The sequence below is a fragment of the Neobacillus oceani genome, from assembly GCF_046237595.1.
Lineage (GTDB): Bacteria > Bacillota > Bacilli > Bacillales > Cytobacillaceae > Bacillus_D > Bacillus_D oceani.
Genome location: NZ_CP143543.1, coordinates 503,885 through 523,008 on the forward strand (window position 1 = coordinate 503,885; position 19,124 = coordinate 523,008).

Consider the following 19,124-nt stretch of genomic DNA (forward strand, 5'->3'; position numbering starts at 1 on the left):
TCCCCTCGATTAGCCGGCAAATTGTCCAATGTGGCAGCGGACTGCTTCCGCTTCGCATCTTTACTCTTACTTTGTTAAAATAAGAAGGATAATCAAAATTATGCGTTAGATAATTTTGCGGACGTAAATTCACGTGAGTATCAGGGGGGCGGCTAAGGCTATGAATCTCGAAAGAATGCTGATCGAAAAAACGTATTATGAAAGTTTTATGGAGGGCAATGAAGAGAAACATCCGGCATTCGTCCTGGCGGAAGCGTACCTGGATGCGAGGCAAAAAGGAGGGAAGGGGCTTCCGGAAATCAGGTTCGCGCAGGGAGAAGTATACTTTGCCTTCCGTGATTACGAGGGGGCTATCCATAAGTGGGAAGGGAGCGATGGCCCGCTTAGGCAATGGGCTGTGAAAAATACAGCGGATGCCTTTTACGAGCTTGGTGAGCTGGCCAAAGCGGAAGACCTTTACAAATCGGTTGAAACGATGAATACTTCCCTAAAAGCAGAGGTCGCGCTTCAGCTATTCTCGCTTTATATTGAAAAAGGAAAGGAAGATGCCGCTTCGGATACGATAAAGGGATTGATTTCTGAAAATCCCGGCTACCCGGACGCAGCAAACCTGGCACGTTCGTTTTTCGAAGGCCGCGCGGATTGGGATAGTGCTACGGAACTGGCGGCAAATGAAATCGTCAGGACCAAGTCGGCAGAATGGGCGGATATCCTTATTTCCTACGTGGATAGGGAGGCAACAGTTTCCTATCCTCCGGTATATTTTAATAAAGTCCTTACCGTTCTTTACGAGACAGATCAAAACAGGTTTGGCGAGCTTGCGGCGGCTCTTTGGAAAACCTACCGTGGAAGGGAAGCATATTTTGCCTGGATTGAGGAATTCAACGCACTCCTAGCTGGTTTTGGAGGGCTACACGAGGGGAATTGGCCGGAATTATCGCTGCTCTACAAGGAAGCTTATCTGGATTTTACCACTTCAGGAAACTACTCGATTCAGTCGTTGGCGCCAATTATGCCATCACTGCTATCGAACTGGCTGGCGATAGAGGACAAGCGGACAATTGGACTCGCAGCATCAGCCCTGCTTGCCTGGAGCGGACGGTACCCTGCCGGAATTTCCGCTGAAGCAATTGAGGCTGCCGAATCCTCCCTTGCCCATTCGAAGCGGACTGAGAATGACTTTGCGGAGGGCCTGGCGCTCATTTCTGAAATTTCTGCATGGGCTGAGGGCCAAGGTATGCAAATAAGCCCCCGTTTGGAGTGGATTGCGGGTGAACTGGCCAACTTCAGGGCAAGGCATGTCGTTACAGCGGGCCTTGAAGGGAGCGGAAAAGCACATGTCCTCAAACAGATTCTTGGGGATTCGTATACGGAAGCGGAAATGATCGCTTCCACTGCGCTTGCTTTTCAATACCGCGATGAAGCCGCTGTCAGCATGGTTACAGATGAGAGTGTTGTCGATGGAGAAGAACTAGGCGAGCTAGAAGGAGCGGAAAGCGAAAATAGCATTTGGACATTCTCGTTGCCTGTACCATTTTTAAAGGACTCGGGCTTGTCCATCATCGACTTGCCGGAATTTGATGACGATCATGTAAGCTCAGATCACTTTGACTATATTGACCTGGCGGATAGCCTCTTCTTTACAGTTGATGCTTCCAATCCACTGACGGCCGAGGAACGACTGGTACTCGGTCAAATCCGCGAACAGGCGCCCGGGTTGCCAATCCATTTTATGCTGACCCAAACCGGAGAGCCTGACCCCCATGCATTTGAGCAGGCGGCAATGTTGATTAAAGGATCATTCCCGAATGCAGACGTAATTAAGGCCGGGCCTGCCCCCGATCGGGAACGCTTATTTGAAAGCATTGTAAAAGCCGCTGTAATCGGCACACCGGAACGGAGCATTCTTGGCAGCAGGACCGATAAACTGCTTCTGCTTATCAGGAAAACACTGGATCACCTCCTTTTCCAAAGGACCGAGCAAGAAAAAGGAATTCAGGCAGAGATTGAAAACAAGGAACAGATGGCGGCAAAGCTGACTGGCGCAATCCACCAGCTCGGGGATATCGAATCGGAAAGTATCGAAAAGATGCGGAAATCCTACCGAAAGTGTTTAGATGAAGCAAAAGCGGATGCGTTGGCGGATATTCCTGAGCTTCTCCGGGGCACGGCAGATTTCCTGAAAGAGGACAGTGACTTCAGGACGGTCCATCTCAGCCTGAATGATGAGATGAACAGACGGTTGAACGTCTATCTTAATGAAACCGCCCTTCCTAAATTGCGGGCAACGCTCGGGGAGTGGATGGAGGAAACCAACTCGGAACTTTCCAGGATTCAGGAGTTCCTCGATGAAATGGCCGAGAGCTTCAATTCCCTTTATGGAAGCGATTGGATTAGGTTGGATTGTGATTTCCGCGTGCTTGACGATTGGCAAAGGGATATCGGACGAATGGCAAACAGCTATCAGTTGGACAAAGTGAATGTCCTCCTTAGAAGGACTCCGTCACAAATCTTTTTGAAAGGGGCCGGTAAGCTCCTTGGCGCGCTGCCACAAAACAATGCAATGCTTTATAACCGTTATAAAAATTTTGTGGAGAATGAAGATTATCTTGATACCGCCAGGCTTGTGAATGAGCGCTTTTTCATGCAATTCGATTTGTTTGAAAAAGCCATTGCGAGGGACCTTTCACTCTTCTTCATCAATCCGCACCAGATTTTGCAAGGAACACTTGCGACAACCCAGGAAGAGCTTGCCCAAAGCAGGCAGAAAGCTGCGGATATGAAGAGAAATCCCGCGAGATTCCACGATCCGATGGCACTGTTCGGAATCAGGCTCAGGCAACTGGAATGGCTGGAGATCACAGGACGGGGCAACAATTAATTTTACAGTTCATCCCTTCGGCAAGATGCCGGGGGGATTTCTTTTATGTCCTTTAAAATAAAGATATCCTTTCTGTTTTCGATGGCAATCCTATATAATGTGGATATTCCATAACACAGTAAATAGAGGTTCGTCATGAAAAAAAATTTAGGGAAACTGACCGCACGCCTTTCATCTGTCCAAATTATCGTGCTTTACTACCTTTCAGCGATCATAGTATCAACGTTCTTACTGATGATGCCGATCACATTAAAGGAAGAAGTAAAGCTGCCCTTTATTGATGCTTTGTTTACCGCAGTTAGCGCGGTAAGCGTCACCGGACTGTCAACGATTTCCCTGCAAGATACACTCAGCTATCCCGGAACGTTTATCATGGCGTTCATCTTGCAAATCGGCGGCGTCGGCGTTATGACGCTCGGTACATTCGTCTGGCTTATTTTAGGGAAAAAAATCGGCCTGAAGGAACGGATGCTCATCATGGCCGACCAAAACCAGTCTGCCCTCTCAGGCATGGTAAGTTTGCTGAGGGGAGTCCTTGTCTTGATTGTTGCGATTGAACTGATTGGGGCAATCATATTGGGGATCCATTTCATGGATTATTTCCCAACGTGGCAGGAGGCCTTCTTACAGGGGTTTTTTGCTTCTGTCAGTGCTACAACGAATGCCGGTTTCGACATTACAGGTGAGTCACTGATTCCGTTTGCGCATGATTATTTTGTCCAAACGGTCAATATACTCCTAATTATCGTCGGGGCAATTGGGTTCCCTGTCCTTCTTGAATTCAGGGAGTACTTTGCTCATCGCAGAAAAAAGAGCCAGTTCCGATTCACCCTTTTTACGAAAATAGCGGTAAGCACCTTTGCGGCCCTGCTTGTATTCGGTACGGTTTTCATTTTTATTTTTGAATCGAACCAGCTGTTTGCCGATAAAACTTGGCACGAGGCATTTTTCTATTCCGCTTTCCATTCGTCCTCAACCAGGAGTGCCGGCTTATCCACAATTGATATCAATGAGTTTTCCACGCCGACACAGCTTTTGTTTTGCCTGCTTATGTTTATCGGCGCCTCGCCAAGCAGTACCGGGGGAGGGATAAGGACTACTACATTCACAATCGCGTTGCTGGCCATTATTTCATATGCGCGGGGCAATAACACAATTAAGGTTTTCAACCGTGAGATTATGCCGGAGGATATCGTCAAATCATTCATTGTTATCACAACGGCTTTCTTGATTTGCGGATTTTCAGTTATTTTTATGACATTTATTGAGCCTTCGTTTTCGATAAAGGAAATAATATTCGAAGTTTCATCCGCATTCGGAACGACCGGTTTATCCCTCGGCATCACTCCGGAACTTGGCACGCTCGGAAAATCGGTTTTGATGGTGCTAATGTTCATAGGAAGGATTGGCATTTTCTCGTTCCTGTTTATGCTGAGAGGGAAACCGAAGAAGGAAAAGTTCCATTATTCCAGGGAGCGTGTCATTATCGGGTAAAAGGGCTTTGATTTTTCAAAAAACAGCAGAAAAGGGAGGAAGCATTGGGCTCCTCCCTTTTCTGTGGATTTTTTAAATCAGTGGGCGCTGCTTTTTGAAAGCTGTGCCCGCCGGGTGACGGCCAATAATGTTAGCCCGCTGATAAGCAAAAGGGCGCTTGTGACGATGAAAACTGAAGCGAATCCTAGGCTACCGGCAAGGAATCCGCCAAGCATTGGGCCCACGATATTTCCTAGGAAGCGCAGGCTTGTATTGTAGCCGAGCACTTCCCCTTGAATGGCAATGGGTGCTTCCTGGCGAATATAGGCCATCCGGACAGGGATAATCCCGCCGACCGTTATGCCGAGCCCGAACCGGATGAGGATGAGCTGCCAGACTTCCGTCACAAAAGCTCCCAATGTATAGATGGCTGCTCCTGATAAGAGCAGGATAATCAGGATGTTCAAATACCCTTTCCTGTCGGCAAGATCGCCCCATTTTCTCGCCATCATTAAATTTCCGACTCCGGCCGCCGAGAAGGCAAGCCCTGAGATGAAGGCAAGATTCTCCGGGCCGTGCAATTCGCTGACAAAGAGCGCCAGGATTGGCTGAATGCTGAAGAGGGCAACCTGGATCAGCATCGAAATGAACAGGACAGTTGCAAGTGCAGGGTTCCCGAGGATGTGCTGGATAACTTCCATTCTTGTATAATACGATTTCTTATTTTCTTTCGATGTGAGCTTATGTTCCCGGGCTAAGAAAATAAGGATGACTGAAATTAGTATAATCGCAGACGTTCCTTTAAACGTAAGCGTATAGCCGAACGAATCAGCTAGAAAACCGCCAATCAGAGGGCCGAGCAGTGTACCGGCAATGCTTCCGGTCTGCAATGTTCCCAAAACCTTTCCTGCCACATGCTTTGGGGTCTGGGTCGAAATGAACGCCTGGGTAATGGAAACCATTCCTGCGAAAAATCCCATGAATAGGCGAAGGGTAAACAGCTGCCAGACAGTCTCGACAACCCCCATTAGGAACAGCGAGACCGACATGCCCATCCCGAGAATAATAAGAATCCTTTTCCTTCCGTACCTGTCCCCGAGTCTGCCGAGGACGGGAGAGAAAAAGAAGGCAGTCACGAATGTTGCAGCAAACGTAATTCCCGCCCAGTGTTGGACGTACGTTTCAGAGAAATTCCCGAGTGTTTTGATATAAAGGGAAATAAACGGGAGGACCATTGTCATGCTGCCGCCAACAAAGAAGTTCGAAAACCACATAATCATTAAATTCCGTTTTAATAATCTTTCCTCATCCACACTGGATTCACTTCTTTCTTGATGCGGTTATAGAGGCGAACCGTGGTATGTATCCTGCTCTTTTGTGGTCTTACCCCTTAAAGGGTAGTGGTGCAGATTATTTCGCCTCCCTAAATATAATAACAGAAAATTTCAATCATTTAAACATCGGACATTGTTATTTCACATTTTTTTCTAAAAATTCGTCCTGTAGAAATATCTTTTCAGTTTCATGATAAAAAAGTATATAATAACTAGAACTATTTACGTCATTTTGGAGTGGTTTAGATGGAAATACAGCGCAGTGAACTATATGGCGTAATGGAAGTGTGCCTAAACGCAGGGAAAATCATGCTTCAAAGCGGGGCTGAAACGTACCGGGTCGAGGATACAATGATAAGGATTGCGTCGGCATTCGGTTTAGAGAAATCACATAGTTATGTCGTCCCCACGGGGATTATTTTTACAGTAGAGGACGGAGGACCGGGAATTACGAAGCTTATCCGTATTTCTCAGCGTTCGACGGATTTACAAAAGGTGACACTCGTAAATGCTGTTTCAAGAAGAATAAGCAATGGGGAAATCGGCCTTGACGAGGCTGCGAATCTTCTCGCCGGGATTGATGAAATGAGCCACACGTTTCCGTTAGCTTTGCAAACCGCGGCTGCCTCGTTCGCCAGCGGCTGTTTTATGATTATGTTCAACGGGGTCTGGATTGATTTTATCCCTGCGCTCATAGTAGGGGCCCTTGGTTTTATAACAGTGAGCTATTTAGAAGAGATTGTCCCGATAAAGTTTTTCGCGGAGTTTTGTGGTTCGTTGGTAATTGGGATTGTTTCATATTTGCTTGTTAAAGCCGGGTTTGGAGTCCAGCTCGATACAATTATTATTGGATCGGTCATGCCGCTTGTTCCGGGATTGTTGTTAACGAATGCTGTGCGGGATTTAATCGCAGGCCACCTCGTCGCCGGGATTTCGAAAGGGGCGGAGGCTGCTTTGACGGCATTTGCCATTGGGTCGGGCGTGGCCATCGTCCTGATGCTATTATAAGGAAGGGAGCATTACGATTGGAACTGATTGAACAGCTCATAACGAGCTTCTTTGCGACAGCGGCTTTTGGCATCCTCTTCAATGCCCCCCGAAATGCACTTGTAAAATGTGGATTTGTCGGTATGACTGGTTGGCTCGTTTATTATTTTTTGGAAAAAAACACCTCGAATGTAGTTTCGGCTACCTTGGCCGCGGCGTTTGTCGTCGGATTTATCAGCCATATGCTAGCAAAACAATACAGGGGCCCTGTTATTATATTTAGTGTTGCCGGAATTATCCCCCTTGTTCCCGGTGGAACGTTCTATAATGCTATGCGCCATTTTGTTGTGATTGATTACAATTCTGCTTTAAGCCTAGCGGGCAGGGCTTTCCTGATTTCCGGAGCCATCGCGATGGGTCTTGTTTTTTCCGAAGCGTTGAACCATATATACAAGCAAATAAATTCATCGAGCAGATAATCCAATTCACTTATTTTTGAAAACCATTTAACCCTACGCTGAAGAATAATAGAAAATAAAATTTATTCCGCCCTTTGGGGTGGATTTTTTTTGCTTGGAGATTGACTTAACTAATGGCATTAGTTATTATTTAACTAATACCATTAGTTTAAAGGGTGATAATCATGAAAATAACAAAGGAAGGTTCGCTCTATCAACTGGCCTTCATGCCCCGGGTTTTTCCGGTAAACTGCTATCTTGTTGAGGAAGAAGAGGGTCTTACACTTGTTGATGCGGCTTTGCCTTATAGCGCGAAGGGAATACTGGAGGCGGCCGAGCGAATTGGTAAGCCAATTATAAAAATTGTCCTGACGCATGCCCATGAGGACCATGTCGGCGCGCTTGATTCTCTAAAACGTGTATTGACGAATGTCCCGGTTTATATTTCAAGAAGGGATGCGCGATTAATGGAAAATGACCGGAGCCTGGATGGGCACGAAAGCCAAACACCGATTAAAGGGGGAATTCCGAAAAAGCTTATGGCAAGGCCGGACTCCCTTTTAGAAGATGGGGAACGTGTCGGTTCGTTGCGGGCAATCCATGTCCCCGGCCATACGCCCGGCTCAATGGCATTTTTAGACGAGAGATCCGGTGCACTCATAGGTGGAGATGCTTTCCAGACAAGGGGAGGGATAGCGGTTGCCGGTGATCTATTGCCACTGTTTCCATTTCCCGCTTTTGGAACATGGTGCAGGAAAACGGCTTTGGAAAGCGGAAGGAAACTAGCTTCATTGAAACCAAGCTTACTCGCTTGCGGCCATGGGCAAATGCTGAAGGAACCCCTACGGGAAATGGAAAAAGCAATTAGCCGGTTTGAACGCCGGATTGAAAAAGGAGTGTAGAAAATGTCGCTGAGGCCAAAAACTGCTCTCGATATAGACGCGATTATCCGTACAGCGGCTGAATTGGCGGATCAAAAGGGCTTTGGGGAAGTAACCTTAGCCAATCTCGCGAAGGAATTAAAAATCAAGTCTCCATCCCTCTATAACCATATTGATGGCCTGTCGGGGCTAAAAAAAGAGCTAGCGATTTACGGATTTAACACTCTCTATGAGGCGCTTGCCCATTCCAGGGAAACATTTTCGGAAAAAGATGCTGTTCTAGCCTTAAGTCGTGGTTATGTGGATTTTGCAAGGAAACATCCCGGAGTGTATGAAGCGACCTTCAATGCGCCTGATTCCACCGACCCGGAAGTACAGCAAGCCGGGAGCAAAATTGTCGGACTCGTCCTTGAAAGCCTTAGGTCGTTTCCGTTAGATGAGGAGGAAGCCCTCCATGCGGTCCGTGGGTTGCGGAGCATGATCCATGGCTTCTGTTCCCTTGAACAAAAAGGGGGGTTCGGCCTGCATTTAAGCCTCGATGCAAGCCTTTCTTTTATGGTCGAAGCTTTTATGGCGGGGATTTCCAATGGAAGGAAGTAAATCAAACAGTAAATAGATCATACCGGTAAGTAGAGGATCGAGGAAAATATTGTAGCGCTTGTCCACCCGTGATAAAATTTAGATAATTTGAAAAGTTCGCTGCGCTTGAATGGCGTGGCTTTTGGAGGGGTGGGCAGCGTGGTGGTTTTCACAGAAAAATATTTTACCATGAACGAAAATCAGGCCATTGAATATGCGAAGGCAAATTTGGGGTTTTTCCCGGCGGATGCTGAATTATCATGCAAGGAAATTGGCGATGGCAATTTGAATTATGTATTTCGAGTCGTTGACCGCAAAAGCGGAAAATCGATCATCATAAAGCAAGCAGGCCCGGTCGCGAGGATATCAGATGATTTTAAGCTATCGCCGGACAGGAACCGGATTGAAAGCGAAATTCTTTCGCTTCAGGATAAGCTTGCCCCTGGATTTGTGCCGAAGATGTACCATTATGACCCAATCATGAACTGCTGTGTAATGGAGGATTTATCCGACCACGAAATTATGCGGGGCGCCCTCATGAAGCATAGGCAATTCCCGTTGTTTGCGGACCACATTTCGACGTTTATGGCACAAACCCTTTTGTTGACATCCGACGTGGCGCTGGGGCATAAGGAGAAAAAGGAACTTGTAAAATCATTCATCAATCCCGAGCTTTGCGAAATATCGGAGGACCTTGTCTATACCGAGCCGTTTTATGATTGCCCAAGAAACGATGTATTTCCGGGTTCCCGGGATTTCGTAAAGGAATTTATATGGGAAGATAAAAAACTTACCCTCGATACGGCAAAACTAAAATTCGAATTTATGGCGAATGCGCAATCGCTCATCCATGGGGATCTACATACGGGGTCGATTTTTATAAAAGAAGATTCCACAAAAGTGATTGACCCGGAATTCGCTTTTTATGGCCCTGCTGGATATGATGTCGGCAATGTCGTGGCCAACCTGATATTCGCCTATGTGAATGCGGTGTTTACGGGCCCTTCGAATCAGGTAGAATACCTGGAGCGTACGATTTCCGAAGTGATCGATCTGTTTAAAGAAAAGTTCTTGGCATTATGGGAAGAGAAGGCAGTCGAGCGCACCGCCCGCTACGAAGGATTCAAAGAGTATTATCTGGATTCAATCCTGCGTGATACGGCGGCGGTCGCGGGCTTGGAGCTGTGCAGGCGAATCATCGGCCTCGCTCACGTAAAAGACATCACATCGATCGAACATCCGGAAACACGGGTAAAGGCCGAAAAAATCTGTCTCACCGCCGGAAAGGAATTTATCCTGAATCGCGAATCATTTAAAGCGGGACAGGATTTTGCGAAAACCATCCGCGAAAGCGCGGCGTTATTTTCGAGGTAAGTAAGGTAAGAGTCAAAGGTAAATTAATTGAAATACGGGCATCCGCCAATTTAGGCGGGTGTTTTTTTATCGTTAAAGGAAAGACAACTTGGTACAAATCCAGGATGCGTGACATTCAATGGCCAAAGCCGGGTTTAAATGTCACGCAAAACCTGGCTGAGTGACATTGTTCGGCTATAAATCGAAAAGGAAGTCGCTCAAACCCGGATGAATGACATTGATTGGCCAAAATCGGAAAAGGAAGTCACTCAAACCTGTATGAGTGACATTGATTGGCCAAAATCCGAAAAGGAAGTCATTCAAAGCCGTATGAGTGACATCGTCCGCCCAAAATCGGAAAAGGAAGTCACTCAAAGCCGGATGAGTGACATTGATTGGGTAAAATCAGCAAAGGAAGTCACTCAAATTCGTATGAGTGACATTGATTGGCCAAAATCGGAATAGGAAGTCATTCAAACACCGATGAGTGACATTGTCCGGCTATAATCCGAAGAGGAAGTCACTCAAACCCCGATAAGTGAAAATCCTCGCCAAAACTCTTCTATGCCCTTCCAAATTTTTCTCCTACTGAAACCCCTAACCCCTTTGCAATATGCTGTCGAAACCCGCGCCAGGCAAGTATTTGAAATGTAATTGTAATTTATTGGAGGGTTAATGGACAACCTGTGGGGGTAACTAATCTTTGTATCAACCTTTAAAGGAGGAAGATCAATGGATAAGCGAGTAGTTGGTGTTTTTGACAACGGAGATGAAGCGGTAAGAGCGATTGATGATTTAAAAGCACAAGGCTATGACAGGGATGCGATTTCTGTAGTTGCAAGGGACAGAGACGACGTTGACGACATACATGATGAAACAGGTACGAAAACAGAGGAAGGTTTAGCTACAGGTGCTGCGACTGGCGGAGTACTCGGAGGCCTGGCCGGATTCCTCGCCGGTGTGGGCGCATTGGCGATTCCTGGCGTTGGTCCGATTCTCGCGGCGGGGCCAATTGCCGCCACATTGACCGGTGCTGCTGTGGGAGCAGGTGCTGGCGGTTTGACTGGCGCATTGATCGGAATGGGTATTCCGGAAGACGAAGCGGACCAATATGAAAGGGATGTGAAGTCAGGGAAAATCCTTGTCCTCGTTGATGAAGACGGGAAAAATCTCGGATACGACCGAACCGGCGCGATAACTGGAAACACGAATGACTGGTCCGGCAGCACGACGATGGATGACCCAACTATGAGAGCGGGCGATGAATTCAGAACCGGGACGGTAGACGCGAATTACGATACCCTCGGCGGGAATCTGAATACCCGTGACGATCGATCGGGAAATCCGACAAACTGGAATGATGACTCTGCGAGCGGGATGATGTCTGGAGGTGCCTCGGTGGGAAGGTCGAGCATGATGGATGACTACCCTGTAGGATCTGATGATATGTCCCGTGGTAACGCCTCACTTCGAAATAGTGATACCGGAACATCGGATCCATCGGCGATTAACCAAAATACCGCGGGAGCTGCTTTCGGAACCGATGAAGACACGGTTATGGGCGGCGCAGGCGGAAATTCACCGTTGGGCACTGGCGGTAATGCGACAATGGGTGCAGGAACAGGCTATAACGCAGGGCTTGGAACCGACCCGAATTTCTCCAATACGCCAAATGCAAATCCTGATTCAACCATGGGTGATTCGATGATCAGCAATGATCCATTCCGGGGAACCGACGATACGCTGAGGGAAACGAATAAGAATCGAGACAGCTTCGATGACAGGTTCCGGGGCGAAGGAAGGGACAACACAAAACGCTAAATGTGAGCTAAATAGCAAAAGGCAGGGAATGGCGACATTCCCTGCCTTTTTTAGTTTGCGGCGCAAACAGGCGCCGTATTCTGCGCAAAAAGCCTAAAAAGCTTTGCGCCGTATCAAGTAACTTGCAGCTTGTTGCAAGGTAAAAATTAAAGTTAGGATTGTTTAATGTGAACAATCAATTTGCCGCGGTCCAAATTCCACCTGGTTGTTTAAACCTAAACGACGTAAGCCCTGCCTCTCTTACATCCTTGCGGCTCCGAAGCCGCTCCAGTGTGAATAAGTCCTTCTATATAAAACAATAGCAGAATGCCAGTCTAAATTACTTTGCAATCCGCACGTTCAAGTTACTCGATCAAACAATTTTTTAATTATAGCATGTAAAACTTTAAACGTCAACTAAATTTTTGTTAAATAAAATTTTTACATAATGATTTAAAAAATTGGTAAAAAGCAGTATGATGGATTTGCAAGAATATTTAGATTTCCGAAGTATTGCATTGGTACTGGCCTCCGGTACCGCAGCTTGGGATATATCCATTCAGGCAGGTGGCAGACGGTGTCAAAAATTTTTTCTTATTTAAAATCATACCGAATCCATATGGCAATTGCGCTTTTCCTCATGTTCGTCGAATTGATCGTCGAACTGTGGCAGCCATTGCTGATGGCAAGAATCATTGATGAAGGCGTCCTGAAAAAAGATCTCGACCTTGTCCTGCAGGGTGGGGCAATCATGCTCGGAGTTTCAGCTCTTGCGTTTGCGGCGGGTATTCTTAATTCTTTTTACGCCGGCCACGCCAGCCAAAGCTTTGGCTATGATGTGCGGAAAGCGCTTTTTGAAAAAGTCCAATCCTTTTCCTTTGCCAATTTTGATCGCTTCTCGACGTCATCCCTTGTAACAAGGATGACGAATGATGTTACGATGATCCAAAATACGGTTTTCATGAGTCTGAGAATCATGCTCCGGGCACCGCTCCTGATTATCGGCGGACTTGTGATGGCAATGGTGGTCGACCTGAAACTCGGTTTAATCCTGGCAGGGGTCACACCATTTCTTATCTTTTTTCTCACATGGGCGATGACGAAAGCTCGGGGCTATTTCCTAATGATGCAAAAAAACCTGGACCGGGTCAACTCGGTTCTAAGGGAAAACCTGACCGCAATGAGGCTTATCAAAGCTTTTTTACGCGGAAGGCACGAGATCGGCCGATTTAAAGAGGCAAATGGGCACCTAAGGGAAAAGACCGTTTCCGCATTCAGGTTGATTGAATACACGACCCCGGTCCTGATGCTTGCAATGAATGCGGGGATTCTTGCCGTGCTATGGTTTGGCAGCATTGAAGTGAGTACTGGCCAAATCAAGGTAGGGGAAGTTGTCGCAATCATCAACTATGGAACAAGAATCACATCCGCCCTTTCGATAGTTTCAATGATCATCATGGTTTTTTCAAGAGCGAGGGCATCAGGCCAGAGGATTGCCGAAGTGTTCGATACTGAGGTTGACCTCGTGGATTCTCCGTTGCCGCACAAGGAAAAGGCTGTTCCTTATGGGAAAATTGAATTCAAATCCGTCTCCTTCCAGTATCCTGGCACGAATACGCCGGTTCTTGAACATGTATCGTTTATGGCCAAGGCTGGTTCAACCATTGCCATCCTTGGCGCAACAGGGTCGGGCAAGACTTCTTTATTCCAGTTGATCCCCCGGCTCTATGATGTCACGGATGGAGAAATTCTGATTGATGGAACCGACATCCGCAAAATGAAACTTGAAACACTGAGAAGGCAAATCGGGTATGTGCCGCAGGATGTCCTTCTTTTTACAGGAACAGTCGCGGAAAACATCTCGTGGGGGAAAGAAAACGCTACTGAACAAGAGATTACTGAAGCAGCGGTGAATGCCCAAATCCATGAGTCCATCGAAAACTTCCCGGAAGGCTACCAATCGAGGATCGGCCAAAAAGGGGTTAACCTGTCAGGCGGTCAGAAGCAGCGGATTTCAATTGCCAGGGCCCTTGTCAGGAAGCCGAAAATCCTTCTTCTTGACGATAGCACAAGCGCGCTTGATTTAAAGACCGAAGCCAGCCTCTTGAAGGCCTTGAAACAGTACAAATGCACAACTCTAATCATTACGCAAAAGATTTCGACCGCGATGAGCGCCGATTCCATCCTCCTGCTCGAGGACGGAAAGATTAAGGCTGCCGGAACCCATGCGATGCTAATGAGGACGGAGCCGCTTTACAGGAGAATTTACGAAACCCAGCTTGAAGAGGAGAACAGATTATATGCTGAAGGTATTAACTAGGCCTTTTTTGTATCCGAAGCCGGTCCTGAAGGCTAAAGGCGCGCCTGAGCCTAGGAAAAAGGCCAAGGCAAAAAACTGGGCGGGCACGATTAGACGATTATGGGATTATCTTTCTGTAAAAAAAGGCGGCATAACAGTCGTCCTGTTCCTCGTCATCCTTAGCACGGGACTTTCCCTTCTTGGACCAATACTGATTGGCAGGACGGTCGACGATTACATTGTTACAAAGGAAACTACGGGGCTTCCGCTTTTGCTTGCGGGAATCCTCGGGGTGTATATCTTGTTTTCACTTTCAAATTTCCTGCAGGGCTATCTGATGATCGGGATTGCCCAGGATACCGTATCCAGGCTGAGGACCGATTTGTTCAGCCACCTTCACCGGCTGCCTATCTCCTTCTTTGATAAAAGGCAATCTGGCGAACTGATGAGCCGTGTGACGAACGATATTGAAAATGTCAGCTCAACTCTGAACAGCTCTGTCATCCAAATCTTTTCAAGTGTGCTCATGCTTGTCGGCACCATTTCCGTCATGGTATGGCTCAGTCCGCTATTGACACTGATTTCTCTCACAATTGTTCCGCTCATGTTCCTGGGAATGAAATGGATTACGAATCGGACAGGGATATTATTTAAAGAACAACAGCGGAACCTTGGAGAAATTAATGGATACATTGAAGAGACGATTTCTGGGCAGCGGATTGTCAAAACCTTTTCGCAGGAGCAGAAAGCGATAGAAGCTTTCCTTGAAAAAAATCGCCGGTTAAGGCAGTCGGGCTTTTGGGCGCAAACTTTTTCCGGGTTCATTCCAAAGCTCATGAACGTCCTCAACAATGTCAGCTTTACGATTATCGCAGCAATCGGCGGAATTTTCGCTTTGAATGGGATGATTACAATTGGGGTTATCATCGTCTTCGCTGAGTATTCCCGCCAGTTTACAAGGCCCTTGAACGATTTGGCGAACCAGTTCAACACACTTCTGTCCGCGGTTGCGGGGGCGGAGAGAGTATTTGAAATTCTGGATGAAGATGCCGAATCGATGAATGAATCCGGCGCCATCGAGCTTGAAGATGTAAAGGGCGAGGTGGAATTCCGTAACGTTTCGTTCTCTTATGAAAAGGAAGGAAATACAATCAGGGATGTTTCATTCCTGGTCCACCCTGGAGAGATGGTTGCGCTTGTCGGCCCGACGGGTGCCGGAAAGTCAACAATCATCAATCTGCTATCACGGTTCTATGACCCTGATAGCGGAGCGATATTGATTGATGGACATGATACATCCGCTGTTAAAAGAAAAACCCTCCGCAGCCATATGGGCTTTGTACTCCAGGATTCCTTTCTGTTCGAGGGTCCGATTTTGGAGAACATCCGCTATGGTAGGCTCGATGCGACCGACGAGGAAGTAGTGGAAGCTGCGAAAATGGCCAATGCCCATTCCTTCATTGAGAAGATGCCGGAGGGTTATCATACCGTCCTGAAACAGGATGGAAGCGGTATTTCACAGGGACAAAAACAGCTCTTATCAATTGCGAGGGCAATCCTGGCTGATCCATCCATTTTGATATTGGATGAAGCGACAAGTTCAATCGATACGATAACCGAACTGAAAATCCAGGATGCGCTTGGAAGGCTGATGGAGGGTAGGACCAGCTTTGTAATTGCCCATCGTTTGAACACGATTCGCAATGCCGACAAAATCCTTGTCCTTCAAAATGGGGAGATTATTGAGGAAGGGAACCACGATTCCCTTCTGAGGAATAAAGGATTTTATTATGAATTGAATAATAATCGAAACTAGGCTGAGGGGCGAATCCCCTAGCCTTTTTATTTGGTTTTTAATCTATTAAAACGTTTATAAAATTCGTTTATTTCAGTGTTTACCCTTAAAAAACAACCTGTTTGTCCGAATAATTGTAAGAGTATTTCAAATAGTGTGATTAAGGTGTGTGTTTACAGGGAAAGTTTATTTTATAATTCTGAATGAATTGGAAATTTAAAATGTGAGGGATGCTTGTGAACGAATTTGTTGATGGGTTGAATGGCTGGCTTTGGAGTACGCCCATGATTGTATTTTGTATTGGGGTAGGGCTATACTTTTCATTCCGTACCCGCTTTCTTCAAGTAAGGCACATTAAGGATATGATCATGCTAATGTTCCAGGGGAAAAGCTCGGACGCGGGTGTTTCATCATTCCAGGCGCTTTCTCTTGCCCTTTCAGGACGAGTGGGAACGGGTAATATCGCGGGTACAGCCACAGCCATCGCTTTCGGAGGCCCGGGTGCTGTGTTCTGGATGTGGGCGATTGCCTTTATCGGCGCCGGGACAGCATTTGTCGAATCGACTCTCGCGCAGATTTACAAAGTGAAGCAGGACGGGGAGTACCGCGGGGGACCGGCCTATTACATTGAAAAGGGCATGGGAATGAAATGGTACGGAATCTTGTTTGCACTATCGGCTTTGGTCGCAATGAGCTTCCTCATGCCAGGCATCCAATCCAATTCGATCGCGATTGGAATTGAAAACGCATTCAAAGTGGACAGGGCCATCACAGGAGCGATCATTGTCATTATTCTTGGTGCGATTATTTTTGGGGGAGTAAAAAGGATTTCCATCGTTGCTTCGTACGTGGTTCCATTTATGGCCCTTGGCTATATTCTTGTTTCCCTCTATATTGTCGCAGTTAATTTTACAGAAGTACCGGCTGTTTTCTCGTTGATATTTAGAAGCGCTTTCGGTGCGGACGCAGCGTTCGGGGCGCTGCTTGGCTTGGCCATCCAGTGGGGCGTTAAGCGAGGAATTTATTCCAACGAAGCCGGCCAGGGAACTGGAGCGCATGCTGCGGGTGCGGCTGAAGTATCCCATCCGGCAAAGCAAGGGCTTGTACAGGCTTTTTCGGTTTACATTGATACATTATTTGTTTGTTCAGCCACAGCCTTCATGATTCTTTTTACGGGTATGTACAACACTGTAGATCCAAGTGATTCAACTGAAAAGACATTTATCATACATAATCTGCCGGGGGTGGAAGCGGGGCCAGGATATACACAGGCGGCTGTTGATACCGCATTGCCAGGGTTTGGCGCAGGGTTTGTTGCTATCGCACTTTTCTTTTTCGCATTTACTACCATTATGGCTTACTACTATATCGCTGAAACGAACATCGCCTACCTGACAAGGGGAATGAACAGCAAATGGCCGATGTTCGTACTTAAGATTGTATTGATGGCTTCAACTTTTTATGGCGCGGTTAAAACAGCAAAACTCGCCTGGGCCCTCGGGGATGTCGGCCTTGGCATCATGGTATGGCTTAACCTTATTGCGATAGTCATTCTGGCTAAACCTGCACTTATGGCTCTGAAGGATTACGAGGAACAGAAAAAGGCCGGCTTGGATCCTGTATTCAACTCCAAGGAGCTTGGCATTAGAAACGCCGAGTATTGGGAAGATGGTTATAAATCGGAAGAAACTGAAAAAGTATCATAGGTTTGTTTTATTGGAACGGGGTGCAAAGCATCCCGCTTTTTCATGCCCAGATGAACTCCATATGTCGTTTTTTAGGGGAAATGCTAAGTAATTGTCGGACGAAAAATAGGTGGGAAATGAAGGAATGGCTAGAGATTTGTCGTAAAATAAATATAACAAAATAGTCAGATAAGAAATTGGGTGTATACGATGATCGAGGAAAAACTTCTTCTTCAGGCCCTACTCATTTTGGCCCCCGTACTCCTCTTCAGCCTTTTGCCTGAAAACAGGCGGTTGGAGAATAATAGCTTGATTTTTGGGATTTTCCAGGGCGGTGCCGCCTTTTTATGTGTCGTTTTTTCCTATCAATTTGAAGGGTTCCATTGGGATCTGCGGTTTGTCCCATTTGTATTGGCGCTCCTGTATGGGGGGCCTGGAGCGGGGCTCATTGTTTTCTCGGTCATACTCATAACCAGGACATTTATTGGTGGAGAGGCCGTTATTTACAGTTACTTCACAAGCATTGCGACTGTTGTTTTCGCGATTTTCTGGTATAAAAAGTTCTGGGCATACACACCTTCAAAACGAATAAAATTAGCTATTCTTGGGAGCGTGTGGTCTATTTCCTTTAGTTTTGGTATGTTTGCGACTTTCCGCACCCTTGCCGGGAAGCCTTTGAATAAGGATTTGATATTATCACCGGATATTATCTTGTTTGGAGTTATCAGTATTGTGGGAATCGGGTTCGCCGCAAGATTGATTGAGGAAATTATTGAGAGGGAAAAAATGAGGGACGATATACTAAGAAGCGAGAAATTGAACACAATGGGAGAACTCGCCGCCTCTTTTGCCCATGAGGTAAGAAACCCCCTAACAGTAGTAAAAGGGTTTATGCAGCTTATGCACCAAAATGAAACCGGCAAAAACCATGAATATCTTACCCTTGCCTTAAGTGAAGTGGGGCGCGCGGAAATGATCCTTAGCGACTATCTAAATTTTGCAAAGCCCCAGTTCCATAAAATCGAAGAATGCAGCTACAATGAAGCGCTCTCTGAAATCATTGCACTTCTTAACCCGCTTGCCGCCAAAGGAGGAGTCGCACTGGAGGGGAGCCTGTCAAAGGAACACCTCCAAATTGAAACGGACCGGAACCAGCTGAAGCAGGCGATCGTCAACCTGGTGAAAAATGCGATTGAAGCCACGCAGGAAGGAGGTCTGGTCTCCGTCAGGCTTTATAGTAAAGAGGGCCAGGCGGTCATTGAAATTACCGATAACGGAAGGGGAATGACAAAAGAACAGCTTTCAAGGATTGGTACGCTTTTTTACACGACAAAGGAAAGAGGGACCGGCCTAGGTACTTGTGTATCTCTTAGAATCATCAATGAAATGGGCGGCCGTGCCTTTTACTCGAGCGAATTGGAAAAAGGAACAAAAGTGACGCTGCTCATGCCGATAACCAAAAAGGGCTGCTCTCACCAAACCCAGACGGTCTTGAAAGTAGCAAAATAAAATTAATTTACGGGTTTTTGCCACATAGGCGAAAACCTTTTATTATTCAAAAAAATAGGGAATTAAAAGAAATGAAGTGATATAAATAAT

The 19,124-nt window shown here is 46.6% G+C and carries 13 protein-coding genes and 1 pseudogene; 13 read left to right on the forward strand and 1 reads right to left on the reverse strand.

The window, feature by feature from the left end; translation table 11 throughout:
• Positions 1-160 precede the first annotated feature (160 nt).
• Both V1499_RS02500 and V1499_RS02505 read left to right on the forward strand, forming a co-directional pair.
• On the forward strand, positions 161-2,881 hold the full coding sequence (locus V1499_RS02500; protein WP_409273537.1) for a tetratricopeptide repeat protein: 2,721 nt from the start codon (positions 161-163) through the stop codon (positions 2,879-2,881).
• A gap of 135 nt (positions 2,882-3,016) precedes the next feature.
• Entirely contained in the window at positions 3,017-4,375 is a 1,359-nt protein-coding gene (locus V1499_RS02505) for a TrkH family potassium uptake protein (RefSeq protein ID WP_409273539.1), read from the forward strand.
• A 77-nt stretch (positions 4,376-4,452) separates the two neighbouring features.
• Here V1499_RS02505 and V1499_RS02510 read toward each other — a convergent pair whose 3' ends face one another.
• Positions 4,453-5,667, reverse strand: coding sequence for an MFS transporter (locus V1499_RS02510; RefSeq protein ID WP_409273541.1), 1,215 nt, complete (start codon positions 5,665-5,667; stop codon positions 4,453-4,455).
• 267 nt (positions 5,668-5,934) lie between these two features.
• Here V1499_RS02510 and V1499_RS02515 point away from each other — a divergent pair, with 267 nt between their 5' ends.
• The 11 genes and pseudogenes from V1499_RS02515 (at position 5,935) to V1499_RS02565 (ending at position 19,034) form a co-directional block, all read left to right on the forward strand.
• Positions 5,935-6,696 (forward strand): threonine/serine exporter family protein, encoded by a 762-nt coding sequence (locus V1499_RS02515; protein ID WP_409273543.1) that lies wholly within the window; start codon positions 5,935-5,937, stop codon positions 6,694-6,696.
• A gap of 17 nt (positions 6,697-6,713) precedes the next feature.
• Entirely contained in the window at positions 6,714-7,154 is a 441-nt protein-coding gene (locus V1499_RS02520) for a threonine/serine exporter family protein (protein ID WP_409273545.1), read from the forward strand.
• A gap of 164 nt (positions 7,155-7,318) precedes the next feature.
• Positions 7,319-8,035: an MBL fold metallo-hydrolase gene (locus tag V1499_RS02525; RefSeq protein ID WP_409273546.1), complete on the forward strand. Its 717-nt coding sequence runs from the start codon at positions 7,319-7,321 to the stop codon at positions 8,033-8,035.
• Positions 8,036-8,038: 3 nt separating this feature from the next.
• Positions 8,039-8,614, forward strand: coding sequence for a TetR/AcrR family transcriptional regulator (locus V1499_RS02530; RefSeq protein WP_409273548.1), 576 nt, complete (start codon positions 8,039-8,041; stop codon positions 8,612-8,614).
• 138 nt (positions 8,615-8,752) lie between these two features.
• Positions 8,753-9,967 carry an S-methyl-5-thioribose kinase gene (gene mtnK, locus V1499_RS02535; protein WP_409273550.1) on the forward strand — a complete coding sequence of 405 codons (1,215 nt, stop codon included), beginning with the start codon at positions 8,753-8,755 and terminating at the stop codon, positions 9,965-9,967.
• Between the two features lie 207 nt (positions 9,968-10,174).
• Positions 10,175-10,411: a hypothetical protein gene (locus tag V1499_RS02540; protein ID WP_409273551.1), complete on the forward strand. Its 237-nt coding sequence runs from the start codon at positions 10,175-10,177 to the stop codon at positions 10,409-10,411.
• Between the two features lie 267 nt (positions 10,412-10,678).
• Positions 10,679-11,101: pseudogene (locus tag V1499_RS02545) on the forward strand (general stress protein); the annotation flags it as partial.
• A 1,222-nt stretch (positions 11,102-12,323) separates the two neighbouring features.
• A complete protein-coding gene (locus V1499_RS02550) occupies positions 12,324-14,066 on the forward strand; it encodes an ABC transporter ATP-binding protein (RefSeq protein WP_409273553.1) in 1,743 nt (580 codons plus the stop codon).
• Positions 14,047-15,861, forward strand: a complete 1,815-nt coding sequence (locus V1499_RS02555) for an ABC transporter ATP-binding protein (RefSeq protein ID WP_409273555.1) — start codon at positions 14,047-14,049, stop codon at positions 15,859-15,861. Before V1499_RS02550 ends, V1499_RS02555 begins: the two co-directional genes overlap by 20 nt.
• A gap of 215 nt (positions 15,862-16,076) precedes the next feature.
• A complete protein-coding gene (locus V1499_RS02560) occupies positions 16,077-17,546 on the forward strand; it encodes an alanine/glycine:cation symporter family protein (RefSeq protein WP_409273556.1) in 1,470 nt (489 codons plus the stop codon).
• 189 nt (positions 17,547-17,735) lie between these two features.
• Positions 17,736-19,034: an ATP-binding protein gene (locus tag V1499_RS02565; protein ID WP_409273558.1), complete on the forward strand. Its 1,299-nt coding sequence runs from the start codon at positions 17,736-17,738 to the stop codon at positions 19,032-19,034.
• Positions 19,035-19,124 lie beyond the last annotated feature (90 nt).

Coding starts and splice junctions, on each gene's coding strand:
- V1499_RS02540 (WP_409273551.1), top strand. CDS start 10,175: ATGAATGACATTGATTGGCCAAAATCGGAAAAGGAAGTCACTCAAACC.
- V1499_RS02565 (WP_409273558.1), top strand. CDS start 17,736: ATGATCGAGGAAAAACTTCTTCTTCAGGCCCTACTCATTTTGGCCCCC.
- V1499_RS02555 (WP_409273555.1), top strand. CDS start 14,047: ATGCTGAAGGTATTAACTAGGCCTTTTTTGTATCCGAAGCCGGTCCTG.
- V1499_RS02515 (WP_409273543.1), top strand. CDS start 5,935: ATGGAAATACAGCGCAGTGAACTATATGGCGTAATGGAAGTGTGCCTA.
- V1499_RS02525 (WP_409273546.1), top strand. CDS start 7,319: ATGAAAATAACAAAGGAAGGTTCGCTCTATCAACTGGCCTTCATGCCC.
- V1499_RS02500 (WP_409273537.1), top strand. CDS start 161: ATGAATCTCGAAAGAATGCTGATCGAAAAAACGTATTATGAAAGTTTT.
- V1499_RS02530 (WP_409273548.1), top strand. CDS start 8,039: ATGTCGCTGAGGCCAAAAACTGCTCTCGATATAGACGCGATTATCCGT.
- V1499_RS02505 (WP_409273539.1), top strand. CDS start 3,017: ATGAAAAAAAATTTAGGGAAACTGACCGCACGCCTTTCATCTGTCCAA.